Origin of the sequence: Pseudoalteromonas sp. RW-H-Ap-1 (assembly GCF_048318575.1) — a bacterium.
Classification (GTDB): Bacteria; Pseudomonadota; Gammaproteobacteria; order Enterobacterales; family Alteromonadaceae; genus Pseudoalteromonas.
In genome coordinates this window covers 1,762,197-1,783,881 of sequence record NZ_CP166996.1, presented here as the reverse complement: position 1 = coordinate 1,783,881, position 21,685 = coordinate 1,762,197, and the positions used below count along the sequence as shown (strand labels likewise).

Sequence of the window (21,685 nt, the reverse complement as noted above, 5' to 3'; positions counted from 1 at the left end):
GACGTAATTACTGTTGGTGCTTTTTAATCGGTTTTTTAACGATAAAGGCGCCACGAATGTCACCCAGTTTAAAATCAGTTGCCTGATCATTAGGGTATAAAGTCGCTATTTTTTTAGAAACTGCGGGGGCAATGTGACTGCCATGACATGCCAAACACGCTTTTTGAGTAGGGATCGCTTTTACAAAATACCAGCCATCCGGTCTTTGCTCTTGATATTCTATGCTTGCTACCGGCTCGCCATTGAGCTTACGTTGTTCAAAGTTTAATAAAACATTTTTGAGCCATGCATCGGGTTGATTATCTGAGTTACGAGTTTTCAAAGCACTGCGGCTAATTTGCCAAGGACTGTTGCTGTGTTGTGAAGCAATAGCGGGTGCTGCTGTATTGCATACACTTATTGCCGCTAGTGGCCCGCTTTGCTTCATAGTACTTACCAGCACCTGTTTTAAATCAGTTGAAAATGCCTTGATGGTTTGTCGTGCCTCGTCGGTATTGCTAGGAAAAGCAGCGGATGAAATAAATAAACTGGAAAAAAGTAAAATAATGCGCATAATACACCTCTTAATATTAGTAATTCCTAATGTACAGGGTGTCAGGTGTTTTTCAACTAAATCGTGCAGTGTTTAAGCACTTTTTTATTCGATGTACCGCGCCTAAAATCGATAAACAGTCCCAAGTGAGAATAATATGCATACTAAACAAGATGATAATAAAGTAATAAATCAACAAAACACCTATGATGCTGGTGGACTTAGTGCTGATGACCCTTTGGCGGCAATTAGAGCTATTCGACTTGAGCAGTTAGCACAATGTCGGCTAAAAACACAAAAAGAAATGCAAGCAGAGCATAAAAAAATAAACCCTAAGCGATAATAATTTGCTAAATTAAGTTTATTAATTTTAAACCTTGGCTAGTGCAATCAATTCCTTATCTATAAAACACCTTCATCAGGTTATTTCTTTTATTGCTTGGCTATGTGCTTTAGTTGTACTTTTGATAGGGCTAATATCACCTAACAATAAAGAAATTTTATTGCTATTAACAGTGAGCTCGCTGTGTTTACTAATGTTTAATAGTGTGGCAATGACTACTTGGGTATTTAACCATTTTAAAGATAAGCAGTTATGCTTTCTTGCGGTTCTATGTAGCGCAGCTTTAATGCTGTGCACAGTAGGGGATGTAATTAACTTTAACTTATCCCAGCACTATCATCGCTATGCAACGTTAATAAAGCATGACTACTTAATTGATTCAATTTTATTTTTTGCACCTGGCTACAGCCTTCTATTTTTAGCCTGTGTGTTGGCCTATAAAAGGCAGCAAGCTATATCGCGACTAAAAAGCACCTGTTTCATAGTTGCGGTACTGGTTGTAAGTGCTACGTCACTCGCCTCTATGTACCTTGATGGAGCTGGTATAACAATTTTAGCTATGACAGGTTTTTATAGTGTTGTGGTAACTGCGGTGGGGCTTATGGGTCTGATGTTGGTTGTTGGTTATGGTGGGTTTTATGCACCTAAACCAATAATGTGGGTGAGCTTAGGGCTTTTACTTGCTGCATTGGCTGATGCTATTATTGGAGCTTTTTGGATTTATGGTAACCAAGGGCAAGGTTTTTATCCTCAGGTGCGCTATATAAACTGGTTTATCTATATTAGCTCCCAATGCTTAGTGATTCATTTGGCAAAAGTAGTCGCCTTAGCTAAATAACCTGTCCCGTCCTGAAATAGGTTGACGGTTTTAATGAAAGACTTGGTGCGAAAGCGCCAGGTCTTTTTTATGCACTTGATTTGGTGTTTTCATATTCAAACTTAAGTGCGGTCGCATTTCATTGTATATAAATATCGATTCTTCAACGAGCTCTTTTAACTCTGCCATATTACGACATTTATACAGTAGAAACTCTTGTTTTAATATCCCGTTAATACGCTCAGCTAATGCGTTTTGATAACAGTCATATCCATCGGTCATAGATGGCCTAATTCCCTCCTTTAATAGCATACCTTGATATACTTCAGAGCAATATTGTAAACCTCTATCTGAATGATGAATAGCATCACGTTTATACACCCGCTGCTTAATCGTCATCTCTAACGCTTTGACTACATCAGTTGCCTTCATTTCATCACTGAGCTCATAACCCATTATTTTTCGACTATAAGCATCAGTGACTAACGACAGGTAATGCACGCCTTGCGATGACTTTACGTATGTAATATCACTAACGAAGACTTCCTCGGCCGCAGTAGGTTTGTATTCTTTTAGTAAATTGGGATGCTTGTGCATCCAATGATTACTATTTGTTGTTTTAGTGTAATTTTTCTTTGGTTTTACAAGCAAGTCATGCTCTCTCAAATAGTCAAAAAAACAATCTCGGCCTAGTTTAATGTCACGCTCTTGCAGCTCTGGCTTTATCATCAGATAAAGTTTCTTCCCACCAATACGAGGCATGAATTGCCGCCAATACATCACTAACTCTTTGACTGGCTTCAACGCTTTATTCCGAGAATCTATTCTGCGCATAGCTTGATAGTAACCTTGTCGCGTTATGCCATATGCACGGCATAAAGGAGTAAGCTTTACTTGCTGGTTTTCTTTTGCGCGCGTGATAGCTCGGATATGTACTTTTTTCGCAAACCCGCTCCATATTCTTCATCCATAATATTAATCATTTCATCTTTGATTAAATCCTTTAGGCGTAACTCCTCTACCTCGCGCTCTAAACGTTTAATTTTTTGTGCTGGGGTTTCTTTTGATTTAGGCATGTTGGCTATATAAGTTGGTTTAGACCAATCTAATTTACCATGTTTTCGCAGCCATACCAGAACGGTGCTACGACCTTGAATACCGTAATGACTTTGCGCCTGTTTATATGTGAAGTCGCCTTTTTCTACTTGCTCAACAATGGATAATTTAAAGCCTAATGTATAATCTCGTTGAGTACGCTTAACGTCTTTAGTTTTAGTGGTTTTCATAAAATAAGTCCTAAATGTGTAAACACATTTCAGGACAAGACAACCTCAACAATAAAAAAGCCGCTAAATATTGAAGTGACCCCCAATAGTTGGACATTCCAATTACTGGGGGTCTTTTTATGTCCAAACATCACCGAGCTTTCAAGCTCAAAATAGCTGAACTCGCTTTGTCTGAAAGCTCTTCGGCGGTAAGTAACAGATTTAATGTTACAGATAGGCAGGTCCGATATTGGACCGCTATTTATCGAATTCATGGCGCTGAAAGCTTCAGGTCTGTTCACAAACCTTATTCTCTAGCATTTAAGGCTGAAGTGTTAAAAACGATGACAGCAAACAGTTGGTCACTCGGTTATACCAGTGCTTTCTTCGATTTATCGTCCCCAGGCATTCTTTTTCAATGGCAAAAGCTTTATGCTCGTGATGGTATATCACGTCTTAAACCACAGAGAAAAGGTAAGCCATTCATGACAAATAATTCTTCTTCATCAAAACTAGTAGAGCAAATGACTGAGGAGGAGTTACGAGAAGAACTAGCATACTTACGAGCTGAGAATGATGTGCTAAAAAAGTTAGAAGCCTTGGCTCAAGCCAGAAAGAAAAAAGCAAAGACAAAACGATAGTCGTCGAAGAGTTCAAGGCAAAGCATAGCTTACGACACCTTTTAAAGGCTATAGGGCTGCCAAAGAGTGTTTACTATTATCATCGCACTACTTGTAAGCAACCCTGTGCAAGCAATGATTTACTGGTAAAAATACGTGATATTTATCACGCGCATAAAGGGCGATATGGCTATCGCAGAATTACGAGTGCCCTGAGAGCAATGGGAGTACTTGTTAATCATAAGCGCGTTCAACGGTTGATGAATGAGTTAGGACTCAAGTCAAAAGTAAGGCCTAAGCGCTATAAATCCTATAAAGGTGAAGTGGGTAAAATCGCAGAAAATACGCTTAACCGCGAGTTTACTGCGCAGAAGCCAAATCAAAAATGGGTGACGGATGTGACGGAGTTTAAAGTGGATAATGAGAAGGTATATCTATCGCCTATGATTGACCTATTCAACCAAGAGGTAATCAGTTACGAAGTCAGAAAATCCGTTGCACTCCCTTTGGTAACTGACATGCTTAAAACAGCAACTGCTAGGTTGAAGCCAAATGAAAAGCCAGTTGTACACTCAGATCAAGGGTGGCAATATCAAAACAAACAATATCAAAATCACCTTAAGGAAAAAGGATTGCAACAAAGTATGTCTAGAAAAGGAAATTGTTTAGATAATGCGGTTGCTGAGAACTTCTTCGGCATATTGAAGAGTGAGATGTACCACAACGAAACGTTTAAAGACGTGAATGATCTTATTGAAAACATTAAAGAATATATCCACTATTACAACAATGAGCGTATTAAACTGAAACTAAAAGGCCTGAGTCCGATACAGTATCGAAATCAGGCCTTGGCAGCCGCTTAGAAATGAGTCCAACTTTATGGGGTCACTTCATATTTAGCGGCTTTTTTAAACAAGCACAGTGTTTACATTACTCGCATACCAGGCTCTGAACCATCGTCTGGGTTAAGAATGTATATTTCTTTACCGCCAGGGCCTGCAGCAAGTACCATACCTTCAGACATTCCAAAGCGCATTTTACGCGGTTTAAGGTTAGCGACCATCACAGTTAGCTTTCCTTCGATGTCTTCTGGTGCGTAGGCTGATTTAATACCTGCAAATACTTGGCGTGTTTCGCCGCCTAAATCAAGAGTTAACTTAAGCAATTTATCAGCGCCTTCTACGTGCTCTGCTTTAGCTATTTTAGCAACGCGTAAATCTACTTTTGCAAAGTCATCAAATTCAATTTCAGCTGCAATAGGCTCTTTTGCCAGTGGGCTATTAGGATCGATTTTGTCTTTTTCAGCGATTAAGCTTTCTTTTGATTCTTCAACCATTTTATTCACTTTGTCCATTTCAACACGTTGCATTAACGGCTTAAATTTATTGATAGGATGGCTTATTAATGCAGTTTGCACACCTTGCCATGTAAGCTCATCATTTAAGAAGGTTTCAACATTTGTGGCCATACCAGGCAGTACAGGCTTTAAGTAAGTGATCAGCACACGGAATAAGTTAAGTCCTAATGAACATACCTGATGCGCTTCTTCTTGCTTAGATTCGTCTTTAATAAGCACCCAAGGCGCGGCATTATCAATAAATTGATTTGCTTTATCAGCAAGCGCCATAATTTCACGGATTGCGCGACTGTATTCACGATTTTCGTAATGTTCAGTGATAGTGGCTGAGGCGTTTTGGAATTCCGCTAGTAGCTGTGGTTCCATAATTGTATCGCTTAGCTTACCGTCAAACTTTTTAGTAATAAAGCCAGCACAACGGCTCGCAATATTAACTACTTTACCCACTAAGTCTGAATTTACACGCTGTGCAAAATCTTCAAGGTTTAAGTCTAAATCGGTGATGCCACTGTTTAGTTTAGCTGCGTAGTAATAACGTAAAAATTCTGGGTCTAGGTTATCTAAATATGTGCGCGCTTTAATAAACGTGCCTTTTGATTTAGACATTTTTGCGCCATTAACCGTAACAAATCCATGGGCAAATACGTTAGTAGGCTTTCTAAATTGAGCGCCTTCTAACATCGCAGGCCAAAACAGGCTGTGGAAATAGATGATGTCTTTACCAATGAAATGATAAAGCTCAGCGTCAGACCCTTCTTGCCAAAACGCATCAAAGTCGATGCCTTGTTTGTCACATAAGTTTTTAAAGCTCGCCATATAACCAATAGGCGCATCTAGCCATACGTAAAAATATTTACCTGGTGCGTTTGGGATTTCAAAACCAAAATAAGGTGCATCACGGCTAATATCCCATTGCTGAAGACCATCGGCAAACCACTCATCTAGCTTGTTCGCCATTTCTTGCTGGATTGTGCCTGAGTGTAGCCATTCTTTAAGCATGCCTTCAAAGGCGGGTAAGTCAAAAAAGTAATGCTCAGAATCTTTTAAAATAGGCTCAGCACCGGACATGACAGAGCGTGGGTTGATTAGCTCTGTTGGGCTATAAGTTGCGCCACAGGCATCACAGCTATCACCGTTTTGATCTTCTGATTTGCAGGTAGGGCAGGTGCCAGTAACAAAGCGGTCTGGCAGAAAAATACCTTTTTCTGGATCGAATAACTGAGAAATAGTGTGCTTTTTAATATGACCGGCATCGTTAAGGCGGTTATAAATAAGCTCACTAAATTCTTTATTTTCCTGGCTGTGAGTGCTGTGGTAGTTATCAAATTTGATATTAAAATCAGCAAAATCGCGTTGGCGCTCTATGCTAACGTTTTTAACCATTTCCTCTGGCGTGATCCCTTGCTTTTGCGCATTAAGCATAATAGGTGTGCCATGAGCATCATCGGCGCACACATAGTATGCTTCGTGGCCTTGTAGTTTTTGAAAACGCGACCAAATATCAGTTTGAATATACTCTAATAAATGCCCTAAATGGGTAGGGCCATTGGCATAAGGTAATGCGCTAGTAATCAGGATCTTTCGCTGTGCCATAATCATTCCGAATTAAGCGTTCCTAGTCAGGAACAGATGAAAATTATTACATTATCGATAAGCGCGGTAGTAACAGAATACACTGCTTATGGATATTTACTAATTGACTGGTGTTAATGCCCTGAATGTTACATAATTCCGTGGCACTTTTCATCAAAGAAACGCTATTTTATTGCTATGTTTGGACTGTCGAAACTTTTCTCTGCTAAATCGGTGCAAAAACAACCGATTATTTCTGCTTTAGCGGCCTATCGCAGTGCCGCTTTCGCTGTGGGTATTGAGCAAGATTTTATCGCTGATATTACTCAAAACACCGATAAATCAATTATTGTTAAACTCACTCTTCCGTTTGCCGCGCAATCTGAAATGCCGCATGTTGCTAAATTTTTAACCGAGCGACTTAAAACCGAAGTAAATGTAGGCGCGCTGGTTGCACTTAAAGAACCAGCAAAATTTAAAGCTATAAAACATATTATCTTAGTGGCCTCAGGTAAAGGCGGAGTGGGTAAGTCAACTACTGCTGTTAACATTGCTGGGTCGCTTAAAAATGAAGGCGCTAAAGTAGGTATTTTAGATGCTGACATTTATGGCCCGTCTATTCCTATGTTGTTCGGTTTGGTAGGCAGTGAGCCTGTCACTAAAGACAACAAGCAATTACAACCATTTGATGCCAGCGGCATTAAAGCGCAATCTATCGGCTTTTTAGTGCCTAGCGACGATGCTACCGTATGGCGAGGCCCCATGGCCTCAGGTGCACTTAGTCAGCTATTAAATGAAACCGATTGGGGTGAGCTTGATTACTTAATCGTCGATATGCCCCCAGGCACTGGCGATATTCAATTAACCATGAGCCAAAAAGTTCCAGCCAGTGGCACTGTAATTGTTACTACGCCACAAGACTTAGCGCTAGCTGATGCGCAAAAAGGCATCGCTATGTTTAATAAAGTAAACGTGCCAGTGCTTGGTTTAATTGAAAATATGAGCCATTACATTTGCGGTCATTGCGGCGAAGCTAATCATGTATTCGGTAAAGATGGCGCACAAAAATTAGCTATGAAGCATGGTGTTCCTGTGCTTTCGCACATTCCGCTTGCGATCAATATCAGAGAATCCTCTGAACAAGGTAAATTGATTGCCAATGATGCAAGTGCCGCTATAAGTGAAACCTACAGTGCAGCCGCACGGCTCATTGCCAGCACGCTTTACTATCAACAACATCACAACGCGATTGAAGTTGTGATTACGGAAGATTAAAAATGAGACTTTCAGATACACATATAAAAGAATATTTAAACGATGAGCGGATTGTTATTGAGCCAGCGCCAACCAGTGAAATGATTTCAGGGGTGACTGCGGATCTTCGTTTGGGTAATAAGTTTAGAACTTTTCATGCCCATAATGCTGCTTACGTTGACTTAAGTGGACCAAAAGATCAGCTTAATAAAGCATTAGAATCAATAATGAGCGACGAAATTGTATTAGATGAAGGTGAAGCATTCTTTTTACACCCTGGTGAGCTTGCATTAGCAATAACCTATGAAAAAGTAACGTTACCTGCAGATATTGTTGGCTGGTTAGATGGACGATCGTCACTGGCACGTTTGGGTTTAATGGTGCATGTCACCGCTCACAGAATCGATCCTGGTTGGAGTGGTAATATTGTTTTAGAGTTTTACAACTCGGGCAAACTGCCGCTTGCGCTCAGACCTATGATGAAGATTGGTGCAATGAGTTTTGAAACGCTAACCGGCCCATGTGAAAACCCGTATAACACCCGTGTTGATGCAAAATATAAAGATCAAAATAGCGCGGTGGCGAGTCGTATCAGTGATGATAAATAGTAATTCTAATTTTTAGAAACGATTACTATGTTTGTTGATGAAGCGCATAACCTAATAATTGAAAATATTGGTTAAGTGCTTCATTGGCTTGCAGCGTTTGGCTAAGCTCAGGGTAAATTAAATTATTACTGTTTAATCCACTGACCAAAAAGCTATTTTTTATTGTTTGGTGCTGATTTATACAGGCTTCAAAACACCGAGCTGCAAGCTCCTCTGGCATACTCATGTATTGCTGCTTGTGCTCCTTATCAAACGCGATACAGCGCTGAACAAATTCATTCGCATCTTCACCGTTTTGTTTTAAAAATACCCGCTTATAAAATTGATTAAGTGCATCATTAAGTGGATGGCTCAAATCAGGAGAGTTTGATAGCCATAACTTAGAGGCGAAACCAAATCGGGTTTTTGATTTAAATAAATGCTCACTAATATGATGGTCGAATGCATGAAACCACTCATGGGCTAAAGCACCGCCGCCTGCGTTTTTTGCCAGTGCGAGAGTTTGGTCATAAGCATTATAGTGTGCTTGCACACCTTTTTGTCCGCCATGGCCAAAGGCAAAGTTAAGTTTACCGCGAAGGCCAATTGCCGTTGGTGGTAAATGTAAAATTTGCGCTAAATCAGCCAGTGCATCATAAATTAAATTGGCACTAATAAAGCGCTCTTCTTTAGTCACCCACTTACCAACGACCATTGAACGAAAACCAAAAGTCGTTCTAATATCGCTAAAATCAACTTGGTCGTCAAAACGATAGTCAGGGCCTTGGCGTGAGAATCCGCGCTTTAATCGAGAAGGGGTATTACGCATTGGTTATTTCATTTCTACTTACACATAACGTGCTTTTACGTGAGCGGGCATGTGTTGGGTTTGTTTGGTAATTAATTCATTTAATAAACCATACAAGGGTGCTGGATTTAGTGCTTCAATAAGCAATAAACTATGCGCTACGGCCTCTAAGGTTGACAAACTATCTGCTCTTGGGGCTTTACGAATAGCATAGCGGTTAGTAGGAATATGGCGAAAGCTTACTGTTTTAAACTGTTGTAATAGCGGAGTTAATTGCAAAATTTTAAAAGCTTTATTCCATGTTCCATCGATCACTATTAAATGCGTAATCGGTTGTACGTTTTCATTGTTATTGGCTACATCTAACTCAATTGCCCCCTCGTTTGGGTAGAGTAACACGGTCGAGCTGAGCGGCAGCTTTTGCAAGCAAGCAAAATCTTGATTATTTTCGCCTTTAATTATTTTGCATCGCATTAAACTTAATGCCAATAACTGTGCCGTATTTTTGCTCACTTTTGCTTCGCTGGGGTGCTGTAAAACAATAACCTGAGTTTGGTTATCAACACAGGTGATTGCATTGCAAATACAGGTGCTTAGCGAAAAATTACAGCGTTCACAAAGTGCACGTGCCATAAGCTAACCATTCGATTAATACATTTAACCTAATTATACATTTTTGCATTAATAAAGTTGGTTTTTTTTGTGCTTAGATATAGAGTAAGAGATGAAAGAGAAATCGCAGGATTGCATTAAAGGGCATTAATATGACAGAGATCAGTATCGACGAATCCGCTTTAGAAAGTATGGAATCGCTATTAGGTGAACAATTTTCAGATACGTTGGAATTTTGTTGTGCGGAATTTGAGCGCTTAGGAAGCGAAACTATTGCAGCGCTTGGCCAAGATAAAGAGGCTGCTATTCGCCATTCTCATAGCCTTAAATCAAATGCAGCTCAGTTTGGAGCGGCAAGTTTAGCCGAAGTGGCACGTTTAATTGAATATAATTTAAATAATGATAACGACGAACAGGCTGTTGATGCAGCAAATAATTTAATGGCGCAAGTTATTGGCTCACAAGCAAAATTAAATGAGTGGCAAGCTCAGCGGTAAGCTCGTTTAAAAAGAACAGAATAGAATGTTAACGTGATTTTTTTTCAGTTTTAAGCGCTTAATTTCCTTAGTAATTCACGGCTTTAATGAGTTAGTCTTAAGACTAACTTGCTCTTTAGAGGTAACAATGTCAGAAATAAAAAAGAGTCATAAATTAGACGGCGTCTGTTATGACATCCGTGGTCCCGTTTTAGTACAAGCTAAAAAAATGGAAGACGAGGGCCAAAAAGTACTTAAGCTCAATATTGGTAACCCCGCGGCATTTGGTTTTGATATGCCAGAAGATATGCACCGCGACATTATCCGTAATTTATATTCTGCTCAAGGCTATTGTGATTCTAAAGGGCTTTACTCTGCGCGTGTTGCTATTTATCAGCATTATCAACAGCGTGGTTTACATAACTTAGACGTTGATAATATTTACATTGGTAACGGCGTGAGTGAACTTATTCAAATGGTCACTCAGGCGCTGTTAAATAATGACGATGAAGTATTAATTCCTGCACCAGATTATCCGCTTTGGACTGCCTCGGTAAAGCTGGCGGGCGGTAATCCTGTTCACTATTTATGTGATGAAGAGCAAGACTGGTTTCCTGACATTGATGATATTAAAAGTAAAATCACCTCGAAAACTAAAGCATTGGTATTAATAAATCCAAACAACCCAACAGGGGCTGTGTACAGTGACGCTTTGCTTGAAGAGTTGATAAGTATTGCCCGAGAGCACAAGCTTTTACTGTTAAGTGACGAAATATACGAGAAAATCCTATACGACGGAGTTACCCACACCTCTATTGGTGCATTGTGCGACGATATCCCTATTATTACGTTTAACGGCTTAGCTAAGACATATCGCGCCGCTGGTCTTAGAATGGGTTGGATGGTGCTAAGTGGGCGCACTGCCTTAATGACAGATTTAATTAAAGGCCTCGATATTCTTGCCTCAATGCGTTTATGCGCAAACGTCCCTGCCCAATATGCCATTCAGCAAGCATTGGGTGGGGTACAATCAATTGATAGCTTAATTGACCCCGGAGGCCGCTTATACGAGCAGAGAGATATTGCTTGGCGTGGATTAAATGCAATCGAGGGGATAAGCTGTAAAAAGCCAAAAGGGGCGTTGTACGCATTTCCCAAAGTTGATACAAAATTGTTTAATATTAAAAATGATGAACAAATGATGTTTGACTTGTTAAAGGCAGAAAAAATATTATTAGTCCATGGACGTGCATTTAATTGGCCAGAACCTGATCATTTTAGATTGGTATTTTTACCTAATAAAGATGATTTGAGCAGTGCGATGATGAAAATGCAGCGGTTCTTCAAAGATTATCGACAAGAATAAAGTAAAAACGAGCCAAATGGCTCGTTTTTTGGTTAATGCACTAAAGTAAATGGCCGTGTTTCAAAGCATGTGATGGGGCACTCCATTCTCTGTCTTGGTATGCCAGCTTCCATAAAAACGTGTCCTTGCACAGTAAAGCCGTTATTTTTGAATCGTTCTACTTCATTTAAAATACAGTTAATACTGACAGCCTCAATACCTTGCTCTGCGGCAAGCTTTACAATGAAATTAAGTAGAGATTTATAAACGTTGCGATTGCGGTGCTGGGGTAGTACGGCAATTCTTCCTATTAAACCATCATTACATAATCGACCTGTGGCAACAGGTGAGTGCATATTATCGGTAACCAGAATATGTTGAGCGAGCGGATCTAAGCTATCAAATTCAATATTCTTTGGAATATGCAATTCGTAAACAAAAACACGCTCTCTTATTTGTTGAAGTTGATCTTTTTCACTTTGCCAATCAACTTTGTCAACAGTATAAACCATAGCCTCCTCCTAGCTAAACCAAATACCCTCATTAACCAGTGTAGTAAAGGTTTCGATAAAATCTAGGCTAGGTGTGGTTGAATTCAGCATGCTGCCATCAAATTCAATAAAATCAGTTAGCTGTTTTACAGCCTCTAAATCAGATAGCGATAAAGGGTAGTTTTCACCATTAACACTTAAAAGCAGCTTATCATCTATGCATTGGTAAATTGCACGCGTGCCACCAAGACGTTCAAATGTCACATTATTTTCAAGTTGTTGCATAATTTCAGCTGTACTAAACGGGTTTTCTTCAGGCGCTAAATCCATATCGTGCTTAGGTTGACTTAAGGTGTTTCCTAACCAATTTTTAAATAAGCTGTCGTTTTCTATTAATGCTTGCAGTAACGTTTTTACTTTATTAACTTCGCTTTGCGTAAGCTCACCTTTTGAATCTCGAAGAGTGAGGGTATGATCCGTGTAACGTTTTTGGCCGCTTTCTGTGTCAATAATATGATCTGCAAAACTAGACAGTAAATCTTGTTGATTAGGGGCTCTAAATCCGACCGAATAGTTTAAAGCATTTTTAATAGCATAGCCTTCATGTGGACAACCTGGTGGTATGTACAAAATGTCACCTGGCTCTAAAACGCAATCAATCACTGCAGTGAAAGCTTCAACTTGTAGCAAGCTCTTATTTTGAGCAAATTGCTTTAATGAGGCGTCAGGTAAGCCTACACGCCAATGGCGTTTGCCTTCACCTTGTATAATAAATACATCATATTGATCTAAGTGTGGTCCAACACCGCCGCCAGGGGTTGAGTAGCTGATCATTAAATCATCTATACGCCAGTTAGGAATAAAGCGAAATGGCTCAAGTAATTGAGCGGCTTCTGGGTGCCAATGATCGACCGCTTGCACTAATAGAGTTGAGTGCTCGTCGGTGAGTATTTCAAAATCTTCAAACGGCCCTTGATGGGACTGCCATTGCTGATTATGGTTAGTAATAATACGCGACTCTATGCTGTCTTCCATGGCAAGGCCTGCCAGTTCATTGGCATCAAGAGGGTCTTTAAAGTCACTAAAACCTCTTTTGATTAACAGTGGCTTTTTTTGCCAATATTGATTTAAAAACGCTTGCTCAGATAATTCATTTATTTTTAATTGATACATAGAATGCCTATAACGTTAAGACCTAAATGAAAAAAGCGAAAGGCAGGTACCTTTCGCTTTTTATTAGTAGATTTGAGTAATTAAACTAAATCATCAATAAACTCAACAGCGCGACCAATGTAGTTGGCTGGGGTAAGCTTTTTCATTTCTGCTTTTGCAGTATCTGGTAAATCTAAACCATCAATGAAATCAGCCATTATTTCTTGATTTACGCGTTTACCACGCGTTAAATCTTTTAGCTTTTCATATGGTTTTTCAATGCCGTATTTACGCATTACTGTTTGAATTGGCTCTGCTAGTAGCTCCCAATTTTGATCAAGCTCCTCAGCTAAACGCTGTTCGTTAACTTCTAGCTTGCTCACACCTTTAAGTGTCGATTGGTATGCAATAACAGCATAGCCCATACCTACACCTAAATTACGCAATACGGTTGAGTCAGTTAAATCACGTTGCCAACGAGAAACAGGCAGCTTTTGCGCTAAGTGACCTAATATCGCATTAGCTAAACCTAAGTTACCTTCTGAATTTTCAAAATCAATAGGGTTCACTTTATGTGGCATAGTTGATGAGCCAATTTCACCAGCAATGGTTTTTTGCTTGAAGTGATTAAGCGCAATGTATCCCCACATATCGCGGTCAAAATCGAGCAATATAGTATTAAAACGCGCAATAGCATCAAATAGTTCTGCAATGTAGTCGTGCGGTTCAATTTGTGTGGTAAACGGGTTAAGTGTTAAACCTAGGCTAGCTACAAATTTATCTGCGTGAGTATGCCAGTCGTAATCTGGGTAAGCACTTAGATGAGCATTGTAGTTACCTACAGCACCGTTTACTTTGCCTAGCATTTCTACTTGGGCAATTTGATCACGTTGACGCTTTAAACGCATGTATACGTTTGCAAACTCTTTACCCATAGTTGATGGGGTTGCAGGTTGCCCATGCGTACGGGTCATCATTGGAATAGCTTTGTATTCAACAGCTTTTTCTTTAATTGCGCTCAATAGTTCATCGCAGTAAGGTAAGATAACATTGTTACGTGCTTCACTTAACATTAAACCGTGAGATAGATTATTAATATCTTCAGATGTACATGCAAAGTGAATAAATTCATTAATGGCATGTAATTCAGCGTTATCAGCTACTTTTTCTTTCAGTAGGTACTCTACGGCTTTTACATCATGGTTAGTGGTGCGTTCAATGTCTTTAACACGCTGCGCATCGGCTTCACAGAAGTTATCGACGATAGCATTTAATAGCCCGTTTGCTTGCTCGCTTAAAGCTGGGACTTCTTTTATATCGCTTGCTGCAGCTAACGCTTGCAACCAACGCACTTCAACGGTTACGCGGTATTTGATTAATCCAAATTCGCTAAAAATACTGCGTAGTTCAGTGGTTTTGCTGCCGTAGCGACCATCAACCGGAGAGATAGCCGTTAACGCTGAAAGCTCCATAATAACTCCTAAATTTTAGTTTGAACGATAATTAAATTTTTGTTTTAGCAATGGCGAGAATTTTTCTTTTTGCAAAAAAGAAATGACGACGTTTGCCGCCCATTTGACGCCATAAAACTGCACTACGAATGCCGGCTAAAAGTAACGCACGGATTTTGTTTTGAGTGAGCTGCTGTTTTAATAACTCGGGTTTACCATAAACCTGGATTCGGTGCCCAAGGGGGCTTAGCACCGACGAGTATATATCTGCTAAACCGGCAACAACGCTGTCATCGGTAATAGCAAAATGATCTAAACGACGATGAATATCATCAATACGTTTACCTAATTCATTGAGGCTCTTACTATTGGCACTAAGGGCTCGTTCTAACTGCATTAAGCCACCCACGTATTTAACTATTTCAACGTCTTTTTGAGCACCGGCACTCAGTTGTGCCATTAATGTTTTATAGCCATCACGCAAATTTTGTGTGCCTTGGTATACGTCCTCAGGAGAGGCGGGTGAGGTTTGCACAATACTTGATAACAACGTTGATAAGTCATGTTCATCACAACGACCGTATTGAGCAACCTTTTGTACTTGTTTTGCTACTTGGCACATGGCAGCAAGTGCCATGACTTGATGTTGATTCATTACTTAATCACCGAATCAATAATACCACCGCCTAAACAGACTTCATCAGCGTAAAATACGGCGGATTGTCCTGGGGTAACGGCTTTTTGCGGCTCATCAAACAATACGCGTGCCATACCATCTTCTCCAACGAGTAATGTACAGCTTAAGTCTTCTTGACGGTAGCGAGTTTTAACGGTGCAGCGAGTTGTACCTTGCGGGCCAACACGATCTACCCAGTGTAATTGGTTTGCATTAAGGCCGTTACTGTATAAGCGAGGGTGATCTTTACCTTGACCAACAACAAGAACATTTCGTTCTATATCTTTATCTACCACGTACCATGGTTCGCCCGAGCCTTCTTTCATGCCACCAATTAGTAAACCTTTACGCTGGCCAAGGGTGTGATACATCAAGCCTTCATGCTCACCTACATTGTTACCATCGGTGTCTTCAATTACTCCTGGTTGTGCAGGCAAAAACTTTTGCAGAAAATCTTTGAATTTACGCTCGCCAATAAAACAAATGCCGGTGCTGTCTTTTTTATCATGGGTAATTAAATCCTGTTCTTCAGCAATGCGGCGTACTTCTGGTTTGGCAATATCTCCGACAGGAAATAGTGTTTGCGCAATATGCTCATGGCTTAGTGTATACAAAAAGTAGCTTTGATCTTTGTTATCGTCTAGGCCTCGGCACATTACGTATTTGTCATCGCGTAGCTCACGGCGCACATAATGACCAGTTGCAATAAAATCAGCACCAAGTGCTTGCGCTGCAAACTCTAAAAACGCTTTAAATTTTATTTCTTTGTTACACATTATATCTGGGTTGGGTGTACGACCCGCTTTGTATTCTGCTAAAAAGTATTCAAATACATTATCCCAGTATTCAGCAGCAAAATTAACGGTATGAAGTTCAATGCCTAATTTGTCACATACAGCTTGCGCATCTTTTAAATCTTCAGCGGCAGCACAATATTCATCATTGTCATCTTCTTCCCAGTTCTTCATAAACAAGCCTTCTACTTGGTAGCCTTGCTGTTTTAATAAATATGCAGATACAGAAGAATCAACACCGCCGGACATACCAACGATGACTTTAATGTGACTATTTTCGCTCATGAATAATTTCGCTTATACAGATTACTGTTAACTTGGAAAGGCCGCGATTATAGCATGTATTTTATTGGTGCTTAAAGAGAGGATGGGGGATTGAATAGATTTTGTTGTAACTTTTTCCATCCAATGGCTAGTAAGGCGTAGTTTAGTGTGTAATTTACTCATTTTTAGGCTAATGAAAAGGGATGGATTATAGTGGTGGCTTCATACTTTGTGGGTTGTTTTTGTGGTGTTTAATTACGGAGGGCTATTCTTCATTAACAAAACTTTACATTTGAGATTACCTACCATATCTTAATTAGTATCTAAACATGTAAATACTTAAATAACCTAAAATATAATCAATGGAATGAATATATGAATTACGCCTCGCAATCACATTTGGTTAAGTCGTTTGTGCTGGATGCGTCCGAAAAAGCGGTGTCAAATTTTACTTTTGAAGACGACTATTCACTACAGCAATTCAAAGAATCAGCTTATAAGTTATTTTATGACATTATAGCTGTGCCAGCTCCCTATCTTTATCAAGAACCCAATCCGATTGTTGAGCTGTTTAGGCTTATAGAGTCCTCTCTCGGCTCTTTAAAAGCATCACAAAAGGCAATTTTAAGCCAGTTAGAGAAATGGTGGGTAGAGTGGCATTTTGTCGCTTCAATGAATGTATCGCTTGAACATGAAAACAAACAACAAGACTATAATGTTATAAGCACTACCCAACACCCTATGCGCAAGCATGAGCTAAGTCACTATGCACGGTTATTCACGATTCTACCCTTACCGGTATGTGATGTTTGTATGGTAACTGGTGATATTTTAAAAGTGAACCAACGCTTTATTGATGTATTTGGTTACACGTTACAAGACGTACCTAATCTCAATGTGTGGTGGAAATTAGCCTACCCTGAAAAAGATTACAGAACATTTGCACAAACGTTATGGCAGGAGTCACTTGAGCAAGCCAATCAAAATAATGATGATATTCCAGCTAATGATTACAGAATTTCTTGTAAAGATGGTAGTGAGATTGTGATGCAAGTTTCTGGTATCAGTGTTGAAGGAGAATTTATTGCTATATTCAACGATGCTACTGAGCGTTTAAAAACTCAAGAAATACTCAGTGATATGGCGTTTTTAGACTCACTCACTAAAATAGCCAACAGGCGGCGCTTTGATGAAAAACTAACGTCTGAATTTAACAAGTTATCGAACGAGCACCGTGAGCTTTCGATGATCATTATTGATATCGATAATTTTAAAAAGTATAACGACCGGTATGGTCATCTCGAAGGAGACAAATGTTTATTTAAAGTTGCGCAAAAATTAGCTGAAACCGTCTGCAGGCCAGAAGATTTTGTAGCGCGATTCGGAGGAGAAGAATTTGTCGTGCTGTTACCTCAAACAGGTAAGCAAGGGGCATTATTTATTGCCGAACAAATACAAAAATCGATTGAAAAAATGGCCATTCCTCACAAAGACAGCTTTACAGGACTATTGTCTGTCAGTATGGGGATAAACACCATAGAGCATGAACACGATAGCGATCATGCTCAATTTTTTAAACAAGCAGATAACGCACTTTATTACGCGAAAAAACAAGGAAGAAATTGTATTGCCTTAGCTACAGGTAATTAGGGTCTGTTGACCTTTGCGGATTAAAATTTGTTCAAACTAGGGGCGGTTTAATCGCGGCGCGAGGTTTGTAACCTAGTGGGCTAAGTAAAAGCCGAGCAACAAAGAGTAAATCGCCCCTAGGCAGAACCCTTCGGGCAGCGCCTGTTTGGCATTGATGCTGCGTTATCGCCTATTTATGTGGAATAACCACACCACATAGGCTCTGCCTTGCCTAAATACCAAACAGACTGCTGAAAATTTAACCTTGAAAGGTCAACAGACCCCAACACAGCTTGATGGTTAATTATCAATTTCTTTGAATTCTCCGCTATTTATTCCCTCAAGCGTGTATTTACCGATACTGTAGCGAATTAAACGCAAAGTAGGGTGGCCAACATGAGCTGTCATACGTCTAACTTGACGGTTTCTGCCTTCGTTAATTGTAATGCTTAACCATGAAGTAGGTATTGATTTACGCTCTCGCACAGGAGGGGTCCTTGGCCAAAGTGCTGGTGCATCCATTAAAGTTACCTTAGCGGGCAAGGTGATGCCATCTTTGAGTTCAACACCTTTATTTAACGCATCGATTGATGCTTGTGTTAGGACCCCTTCAACCTGAACCCAATAGGTTTTGTTGGTTTTTTTACCAGGCGCTGTGAGCGTATTTTGTAACTTCCCGCAGTTTGTTAATAATAATAATCCTTCGCTGTCCCTGTCTAAACGACCTGCTGCGTAAACATCTTTTATAGGAATAAAATCAGCCAATGTTTGCCTATTTTGATCATCAGTGAACTGGCAAAGGACATCATAAGGTTTATTAAATAAAATGACTTTTTTATCGCTCTGCGCTATTGCCGGTTTTATTGGCCTTTTTACTGTTCTTTTATTGATACCAGTTCGAGAGTAAGTACGGCCTGTATTGCGCTTACTTTTTGAGGAGGGCGAATGTTCAGTTTTATGTTTCATTAAATACACCGTGCAGGTTTAGGTAAACCGGCAATTTTAGTTGCTTGTTTGGCAGGTCCTTTAGGAAAAAGTTTGTATAAGTACATGCTGTTGCCTTTATCTTCACCAAGTGCTTTAGCCATGGCTTTGACTAGCATTCTAATGGCTGGACTGGTGTTGTACTCAAGATAAAACTCTCGCACAAAATTCACAACTTCCCAGTGTTGCTCAGTTAACGTAATGTTTTCTTGCTCTGCAATAACATTGGCTAACTCTTTTGACCAAGCAGTATGATCCAGCAAATAACCTTGTTTATCAGTGTCTATTGTTTGATTATTAAATTCCAACATGGTTCACCAAGTAATTGATTGTTTAGATGATAAACTAAGCGTAACGAACTCATCATAACTAATTGCTTTGTCGTTCATATTTAATGATATATCTCGAGCGTCTGCATCATCTTTTAAAATATAAAGTGAGTCAGCAAATTGTCTATATTGCTCTTTTGCAAAGCAAGCGTCACCCACGAGTAAAACACTGTCAGTGAGCATAATTAGGTTGTCTAAGCTGTGGGTACTGTAGTAATTCAGTGGCTTTGAAAAAATATGTAAAGTACTCATAGGGTCACCACATGCTGCTGATTGTGTATTAACTGTTTTTGGGCATTAAAGTTTACTATGTTTGCCTCAATGAGTAGTTCACTTTTACTTAAACCATAATCAATCAGTGATTTCTCACAGACGTAAATATTTTCAACATCATAAATTTCTAACGTTTTAATGTTTTTAAAAAAATCTTTGATGCCTAAGGCATTTGGATTTTGGTTTTTTTTCAGCGATAACACAGCAGGTCCGCTAAACAACCAGCTAATATTTTGATCAACGGCAGCAAAAATAAGGGTCATATCAAGTGCATCGCGGGTATGCATGTCATCAAATGGGCTTGATTGACTAATTACGAGTACATTAATCATTTAAATTGTATCCATTTATCTGCTTCACTGGCCAGCATGGCAAACTCAGCTAAGCCTGCAACAGCAAATGCGCCGGTATTCTTTATATCTAAGCCTCGCTTTTCAGCCGCAGTAACGCATAACATTAGGTTTATATTTTTTTCAGCCAGTTGCTGCCAAAGCGAGGGAGTACTTAACTCATCTGAGGCTAACTCAAAATGAGTTGAAGCATGATAAATAGCATCTTGGTATAAAAATAACGCATCAATGCTATGTCCCTGCGCTAGGCAGGCATGAGCAAACTTAACAATACGTTGAGTGGTATCGTGATCTGATGGTGGAGTATGTAAAGAAAGTACAAAGCGTGCCAAAACTATTCCAATAAAAAAGCCCCAATAAAGGGGCTATTTTAACAGAACTATTTAATTAGTCATTATTTGCGCCAAGTAAGGCAAGTAATGAAGTAAATAGGTTATATACGCTAAGGTATAAAGATACAGTTGCACGGATATAATTTGTTTCGCCGCCGTTAATGATTCTGCTCGTATCGAACAAAATTAGGCCAGACATGATTAATACAACTGCTGCGTTTAGAACCATAAACATTAACGAGCTACCTAAGAAAATATTTACAATACTTGCCACGATAACCACAATTAAGCCGACAGTTAAAAAGCCACCCATGAATGAGAAGTCTTTTTTAGTGTTAAGTGCATAAGCAGATAAACCAAAGAAGATTAACGCCGTAGAACCTAGCGCTTGCATAATTAGCATAGGGCCATTAGGTAATTGTGCGTAGTGATTTAGTAGAGGGCCTAAGCCGGCTCCCATTAATCCTGTAAACGCAAACACCCAAAATACACCAGATGCTGTATCTGCTTTTTTATTAACAACAAAAAGTAGACCAAATGAAACTAGTGTGAATACAAGTCCCATAAAGTAAGGTAATTGCAGTGCCATTGAAATACCGGCAGTGACTGCACTAAATGCAAGTGTCATTGCAAGTAAGAAATAAGTGTTTTTAAGCACTTTGTTTGTTTCAATGGTCGACATTACCGGCTTTGCAGTATTGTACGATTGATTAAACGCCATTGTAGAGCTCCTGTAAGTGAAACTAAGTAGTTCCTGTAATTTAACTAAAATTAGATTACCAACTCTTATATGTTTGGGCAAACCTTTGTAGATCAATAGACAACTAAATTTAAATAAAAGTTCATTTGCCGGTTAGGATTTGCTCTCATTGCTTTATGTTTAAACAAATTAGTTGTTTTTTAATCACTTGAACAAAAAAATGAAAAAAAGCTTCACAAAGCCCAAGGGTTTCCCTATTATTCAGGCTGTGCGGAGAGATGGCAGAGTGGTCGAATGCACCGGTCTTGAAAACCGGCAGGGGTTTATAGCCCCTCTAGGGTTCAAATCCCTATCTCTCCACCACCTTATTAAAATAATTATGAGTACACTCTTACTTGTAGTTTATGCACTTTCGGAGAGATGGCAGAGTGGTCGAATGCACCGGTCTTGAAAACCGGCAGGGGTTTATAGCCCCTCTAGGGTTCAAATCCCTATCTCTCCACCATTATCAGATAAGCCCGCTATTTGCGGGCTTTTTTGTGCCTCATATTCGCTATACCTTTTTCAAAACCAAGCATATTCAGTTAAAAAATACGACCATAGTCTCTATTTATAAGCTTTGGCTCTTAGTGCATGCTTAGAAATTAAAGATTTATGTTTTTGTTAAGGATA

Annotated in this window: 25 protein-coding genes and 2 tRNA genes; 11 read left to right on the top strand and 16 right to left on the bottom strand. The window is 39.5% G+C overall.

Features of this window, described 5'->3' with window-relative positions; all coding sequences use genetic code 11:
- Positions 1-7: 7 nt before the first annotated feature.
- Positions 8-553 (bottom strand): Tll0287-like domain-containing protein, encoded by a 546-nt coding sequence (locus AB8618_RS08380; RefSeq protein ID WP_409423195.1) that lies wholly within the window; start codon positions 551-553, stop codon positions 8-10.
- Positions 554-689: 136 nt separating this feature from the next.
- On the opposite strand from AB8618_RS08380, the gene AB8618_RS08375 reads away from it, so the two are divergent.
- Positions 690-875, top strand: coding sequence for a hypothetical protein (locus tag AB8618_RS08375; RefSeq protein ID WP_409423194.1), 186 nt, complete (start codon positions 690-692; stop codon positions 873-875).
- Positions 876-1,086: 211 nt separating this feature from the next.
- Positions 1,087-1,713, top strand: coding sequence for a hypothetical protein (locus tag AB8618_RS08370; protein WP_409423193.1), 627 nt, complete (start codon positions 1,087-1,089; stop codon positions 1,711-1,713).
- A gap of 30 nt (positions 1,714-1,743) precedes the next feature.
- Here AB8618_RS08370 and AB8618_RS08365 read toward each other — a convergent pair.
- Positions 1,744-2,978 (bottom strand): IS3 family transposase gene (locus tag AB8618_RS08365; RefSeq protein ID WP_409423192.1). Its coding sequence is split into 2 segments (ribosomal slippage): positions 1,744-2,627 and positions 2,627-2,978, totalling 1,236 coding nucleotides; the frame shifts between segments, so codons are not numbered across the junction.
- Positions 2,979-3,097: 119 nt separating this feature from the next.
- Here AB8618_RS08365 and AB8618_RS08360 point away from each other — a divergent pair.
- Together AB8618_RS08360 and AB8618_RS08355 are read left to right on the top strand one after the other, a co-directional pair.
- Positions 3,098-3,598: a transposase gene (locus AB8618_RS08360; RefSeq protein ID WP_409423191.1), complete on the top strand. Its 501-nt coding sequence runs from the start codon at positions 3,098-3,100 to the stop codon at positions 3,596-3,598.
- Positions 3,595-4,440: an IS3 family transposase gene (locus AB8618_RS08355; RefSeq protein ID WP_409425569.1), complete on the top strand. Its 846-nt coding sequence runs from the start codon at positions 3,595-3,597 to the stop codon at positions 4,438-4,440. The genes AB8618_RS08360 and AB8618_RS08355 overlap by 4 nt, the downstream gene beginning before the upstream one ends.
- Positions 4,441-4,502: 62 nt before the next feature.
- Here AB8618_RS08355 and metG read toward each other — a convergent pair whose 3' ends face one another.
- Positions 4,503-6,527, bottom strand: a complete 2,025-nt coding sequence (gene metG, locus AB8618_RS08350; RefSeq protein WP_138569719.1) for a methionine--tRNA ligase — start codon at positions 6,525-6,527, stop codon at positions 4,503-4,505.
- Between the two features lie 177 nt (positions 6,528-6,704).
- On the opposite strand from metG, the gene apbC reads away from it, so the two are divergent.
- Complete coding sequence (gene apbC, locus AB8618_RS08345; protein ID WP_413402211.1) at positions 6,705-7,781, top strand: iron-sulfur cluster carrier protein ApbC; 1,077 nt, start codon at positions 6,705-6,707, stop codon at positions 7,779-7,781.
- A 2-nt stretch (positions 7,782-7,783) separates the two neighbouring features.
- A complete protein-coding gene (gene dcd / locus AB8618_RS08340) occupies positions 7,784-8,368 on the top strand; it encodes a dCTP deaminase (RefSeq protein ID WP_413402208.1) in 585 nt (194 codons plus the stop codon).
- Between the two features lie 25 nt (positions 8,369-8,393).
- On the opposite strand, the gene AB8618_RS08335 is transcribed toward dcd, so the two are convergent.
- Together AB8618_RS08335 and AB8618_RS08330 are read right to left on the bottom strand one after the other, a co-directional pair.
- On the bottom strand, positions 8,394-9,176 hold the full coding sequence (locus AB8618_RS08335; protein ID WP_413402205.1) for a CLCA_X family protein: 783 nt from the start codon (positions 9,174-9,176) through the stop codon (positions 8,394-8,396).
- Positions 9,177-9,194: 18 nt separating this feature from the next.
- Entirely contained in the window at positions 9,195-9,788 is a 594-nt protein-coding gene (locus AB8618_RS08330) for a tRNA-uridine aminocarboxypropyltransferase (RefSeq protein ID WP_413402203.1), read from the bottom strand.
- A gap of 131 nt (positions 9,789-9,919) precedes the next feature.
- On the opposite strand from AB8618_RS08330, the gene AB8618_RS08325 reads away from it, so the two are divergent.
- Together AB8618_RS08325 and AB8618_RS08320 are read left to right on the top strand one after the other, a co-directional pair.
- Complete coding sequence (locus tag AB8618_RS08325) at positions 9,920-10,264, top strand: Hpt domain-containing protein (protein ID WP_409423185.1); 345 nt, start codon at positions 9,920-9,922, stop codon at positions 10,262-10,264.
- A gap of 127 nt (positions 10,265-10,391) precedes the next feature.
- Positions 10,392-11,609 (top strand): pyridoxal phosphate-dependent aminotransferase, encoded by a 1,218-nt coding sequence (locus tag AB8618_RS08320; protein ID WP_413402199.1) that lies wholly within the window; start codon positions 10,392-10,394, stop codon positions 11,607-11,609.
- Between the two features lie 32 nt (positions 11,610-11,641).
- Here AB8618_RS08320 and AB8618_RS08315 read toward each other — a convergent pair whose 3' ends face one another.
- From AB8618_RS08315 to mnmA, 5 genes are all read right to left on the bottom strand, one after another.
- Positions 11,642-12,100, bottom strand: coding sequence for a GNAT family N-acetyltransferase (locus AB8618_RS08315; RefSeq protein ID WP_409423183.1), 459 nt, complete (start codon positions 12,098-12,100; stop codon positions 11,642-11,644).
- A gap of 9 nt (positions 12,101-12,109) precedes the next feature.
- Positions 12,110-13,252 (bottom strand): JmjC domain-containing protein, encoded by a 1,143-nt coding sequence (locus tag AB8618_RS08310; RefSeq protein WP_413402195.1) that lies wholly within the window; start codon positions 13,250-13,252, stop codon positions 12,110-12,112.
- Between the two features lie 80 nt (positions 13,253-13,332).
- Positions 13,333-14,703 (bottom strand): adenylosuccinate lyase, encoded by a 1,371-nt coding sequence (purB, locus tag AB8618_RS08305; protein ID WP_413402194.1) that lies wholly within the window; start codon positions 14,701-14,703, stop codon positions 13,333-13,335.
- A 31-nt stretch (positions 14,704-14,734) separates the two neighbouring features.
- Entirely contained in the window at positions 14,735-15,337 is a 603-nt protein-coding gene (gene hflD / locus AB8618_RS08300; protein WP_055012553.1) for a high frequency lysogenization protein HflD, read from the bottom strand.
- Positions 15,337-16,437 carry a tRNA 2-thiouridine(34) synthase MnmA gene (gene mnmA / locus AB8618_RS08295; protein ID WP_010390175.1) on the bottom strand — a complete coding sequence of 367 codons (1,101 nt, stop codon included), beginning with the start codon at positions 16,435-16,437 and terminating at the stop codon, positions 15,337-15,339. The genes hflD and mnmA overlap by 1 nt, the downstream gene beginning before the upstream one ends.
- 354 nt (positions 16,438-16,791) lie before the next feature.
- Between mnmA and AB8618_RS08290 the strand changes: the two genes are divergently transcribed.
- Positions 16,792-18,066: a sensor domain-containing diguanylate cyclase gene (locus AB8618_RS08290; protein WP_409423180.1), complete on the top strand. Its 1,275-nt coding sequence runs from the start codon at positions 16,792-16,794 to the stop codon at positions 18,064-18,066.
- Between the two features lie 279 nt (positions 18,067-18,345).
- On the opposite strand, the gene AB8618_RS08285 is transcribed toward AB8618_RS08290, so the two are convergent.
- From AB8618_RS08285 to AB8618_RS08260, 6 genes are read right to left on the bottom strand one after another with little or no spacing between them, the layout of a single operon-like run.
- Complete coding sequence (locus tag AB8618_RS08285; protein WP_409423179.1) at positions 18,346-19,011, bottom strand: pseudouridine synthase; 666 nt, start codon at positions 19,009-19,011, stop codon at positions 18,346-18,348.
- Positions 19,011-19,340 carry a TusE/DsrC/DsvC family sulfur relay protein gene (locus AB8618_RS08280; protein ID WP_413402190.1) on the bottom strand — a complete coding sequence of 110 codons (330 nt, stop codon included), beginning with the start codon at positions 19,338-19,340 and terminating at the stop codon, positions 19,011-19,013. Before AB8618_RS08280 ends, AB8618_RS08285 begins: the two co-directional genes overlap by 1 nt.
- Positions 19,341-19,343: 3 nt before the next feature.
- Positions 19,344-19,610 carry a DsrH/TusB family sulfur metabolism protein gene (locus AB8618_RS08275; protein WP_409423177.1) on the bottom strand — a complete coding sequence of 89 codons (267 nt, stop codon included), beginning with the start codon at positions 19,608-19,610 and terminating at the stop codon, positions 19,344-19,346.
- Positions 19,607-19,963 (bottom strand): sulfurtransferase complex subunit TusC, encoded by a 357-nt coding sequence (gene tusC / locus AB8618_RS08270; RefSeq protein WP_409423176.1) that lies wholly within the window; start codon positions 19,961-19,963, stop codon positions 19,607-19,609. The genes AB8618_RS08275 and tusC overlap by 4 nt, the downstream gene beginning before the upstream one ends.
- Positions 19,960-20,313, bottom strand: a complete 354-nt coding sequence (gene tusD / locus AB8618_RS08265; RefSeq protein ID WP_413402187.1) for a sulfurtransferase complex subunit TusD — start codon at positions 20,311-20,313, stop codon at positions 19,960-19,962. Before tusD ends, tusC begins: the two co-directional genes overlap by 4 nt.
- Positions 20,314-20,368: 55 nt before the next feature.
- A complete protein-coding gene (locus AB8618_RS08260) occupies positions 20,369-21,034 on the bottom strand; it encodes a Bax inhibitor-1/YccA family protein (RefSeq protein WP_008112034.1) in 666 nt (221 codons plus the stop codon).
- Positions 21,035-21,285: 251 nt separating this feature from the next.
- On the opposite strand from AB8618_RS08260, the gene AB8618_RS08255 reads away from it, so the two are divergent.
- Positions 21,286-21,376, top strand: a tRNA-Ser gene (locus tag AB8618_RS08255).
- Positions 21,377-21,427: 51 nt separating this feature from the next.
- Positions 21,428-21,518 (top strand) — tRNA-Ser (locus tag AB8618_RS08250).
- Positions 21,519-21,685 lie beyond the last annotated feature (167 nt).

Bases quoted from the DNA above. Each gene is read 5' to 3' on its own strand.
- AB8618_RS08380 (WP_409423195.1), bottom strand. From the start codon at position 553: ATGCGCATTATTTTACTTTTTTCCAGTTTATTTATTTCATCCGCTGCT.
- AB8618_RS08375 (WP_409423194.1), top strand. From the start codon at position 690: ATGCATACTAAACAAGATGATAATAAAGTAATAAATCAACAAAACACC.
- AB8618_RS08370 (WP_409423193.1), top strand. From the start codon at position 1,087: ATGACTACTTGGGTATTTAACCATTTTAAAGATAAGCAGTTATGCTTT.
- AB8618_RS08360 (WP_409423191.1), top strand. From the start codon at position 3,098: ATGTCCAAACATCACCGAGCTTTCAAGCTCAAAATAGCTGAACTCGCT.
- metG (WP_138569719.1), bottom strand. From the start codon at position 6,527: ATGGCACAGCGAAAGATCCTGATTACTAGCGCATTACCTTATGCCAAT.
- apbC (WP_413402211.1), top strand. From the start codon at position 6,705: ATGTTTGGACTGTCGAAACTTTTCTCTGCTAAATCGGTGCAAAAACAA.
- dcd (WP_413402208.1), top strand. From the start codon at position 7,784: ATGAGACTTTCAGATACACATATAAAAGAATATTTAAACGATGAGCGG.
- AB8618_RS08335 (WP_413402205.1), bottom strand. From the start codon at position 9,176: ATGCGTAATACCCCTTCTCGATTAAAGCGCGGATTCTCACGCCAAGGC.
- AB8618_RS08330 (WP_413402203.1), bottom strand. From the start codon at position 9,788: ATGGCACGTGCACTTTGTGAACGCTGTAATTTTTCGCTAAGCACCTGT.
- AB8618_RS08325 (WP_409423185.1), top strand. From the start codon at position 9,920: ATGACAGAGATCAGTATCGACGAATCCGCTTTAGAAAGTATGGAATCG.
- AB8618_RS08320 (WP_413402199.1), top strand. From the start codon at position 10,392: ATGTCAGAAATAAAAAAGAGTCATAAATTAGACGGCGTCTGTTATGAC.
- AB8618_RS08315 (WP_409423183.1), bottom strand. From the start codon at position 12,100: ATGGTTTATACTGTTGACAAAGTTGATTGGCAAAGTGAAAAAGATCAA.
- AB8618_RS08310 (WP_413402195.1), bottom strand. From the start codon at position 13,252: ATGTATCAATTAAAAATAAATGAATTATCTGAGCAAGCGTTTTTAAAT.
- purB (WP_413402194.1), bottom strand. From the start codon at position 14,703: ATGGAGCTTTCAGCGTTAACGGCTATCTCTCCGGTTGATGGTCGCTAC.
- hflD (WP_055012553.1), bottom strand. From the start codon at position 15,337: ATGAATCAACATCAAGTCATGGCACTTGCTGCCATGTGCCAAGTAGCA.
- mnmA (WP_010390175.1), bottom strand. From the start codon at position 16,437: ATGAGCGAAAATAGTCACATTAAAGTCATCGTTGGTATGTCCGGCGGT.
- AB8618_RS08290 (WP_409423180.1), top strand. From the start codon at position 16,792: ATGAATTACGCCTCGCAATCACATTTGGTTAAGTCGTTTGTGCTGGAT.
- AB8618_RS08285 (WP_409423179.1), bottom strand. From the start codon at position 19,011: ATGAAACATAAAACTGAACATTCGCCCTCCTCAAAAAGTAAGCGCAAT.
- AB8618_RS08280 (WP_413402190.1), bottom strand. From the start codon at position 19,340: ATGTTGGAATTTAATAATCAAACAATAGACACTGATAAACAAGGTTAT.
- AB8618_RS08275 (WP_409423177.1), bottom strand. From the start codon at position 19,610: ATGAGTACTTTACATATTTTTTCAAAGCCACTGAATTACTACAGTACC.
- tusC (WP_409423176.1), bottom strand. From the start codon at position 19,963: ATGATTAATGTACTCGTAATTAGTCAATCAAGCCCATTTGATGACATG.
- AB8618_RS08260 (WP_008112034.1), bottom strand. From the start codon at position 21,034: ATGGCGTTTAATCAATCGTACAATACTGCAAAGCCGGTAATGTCGACC.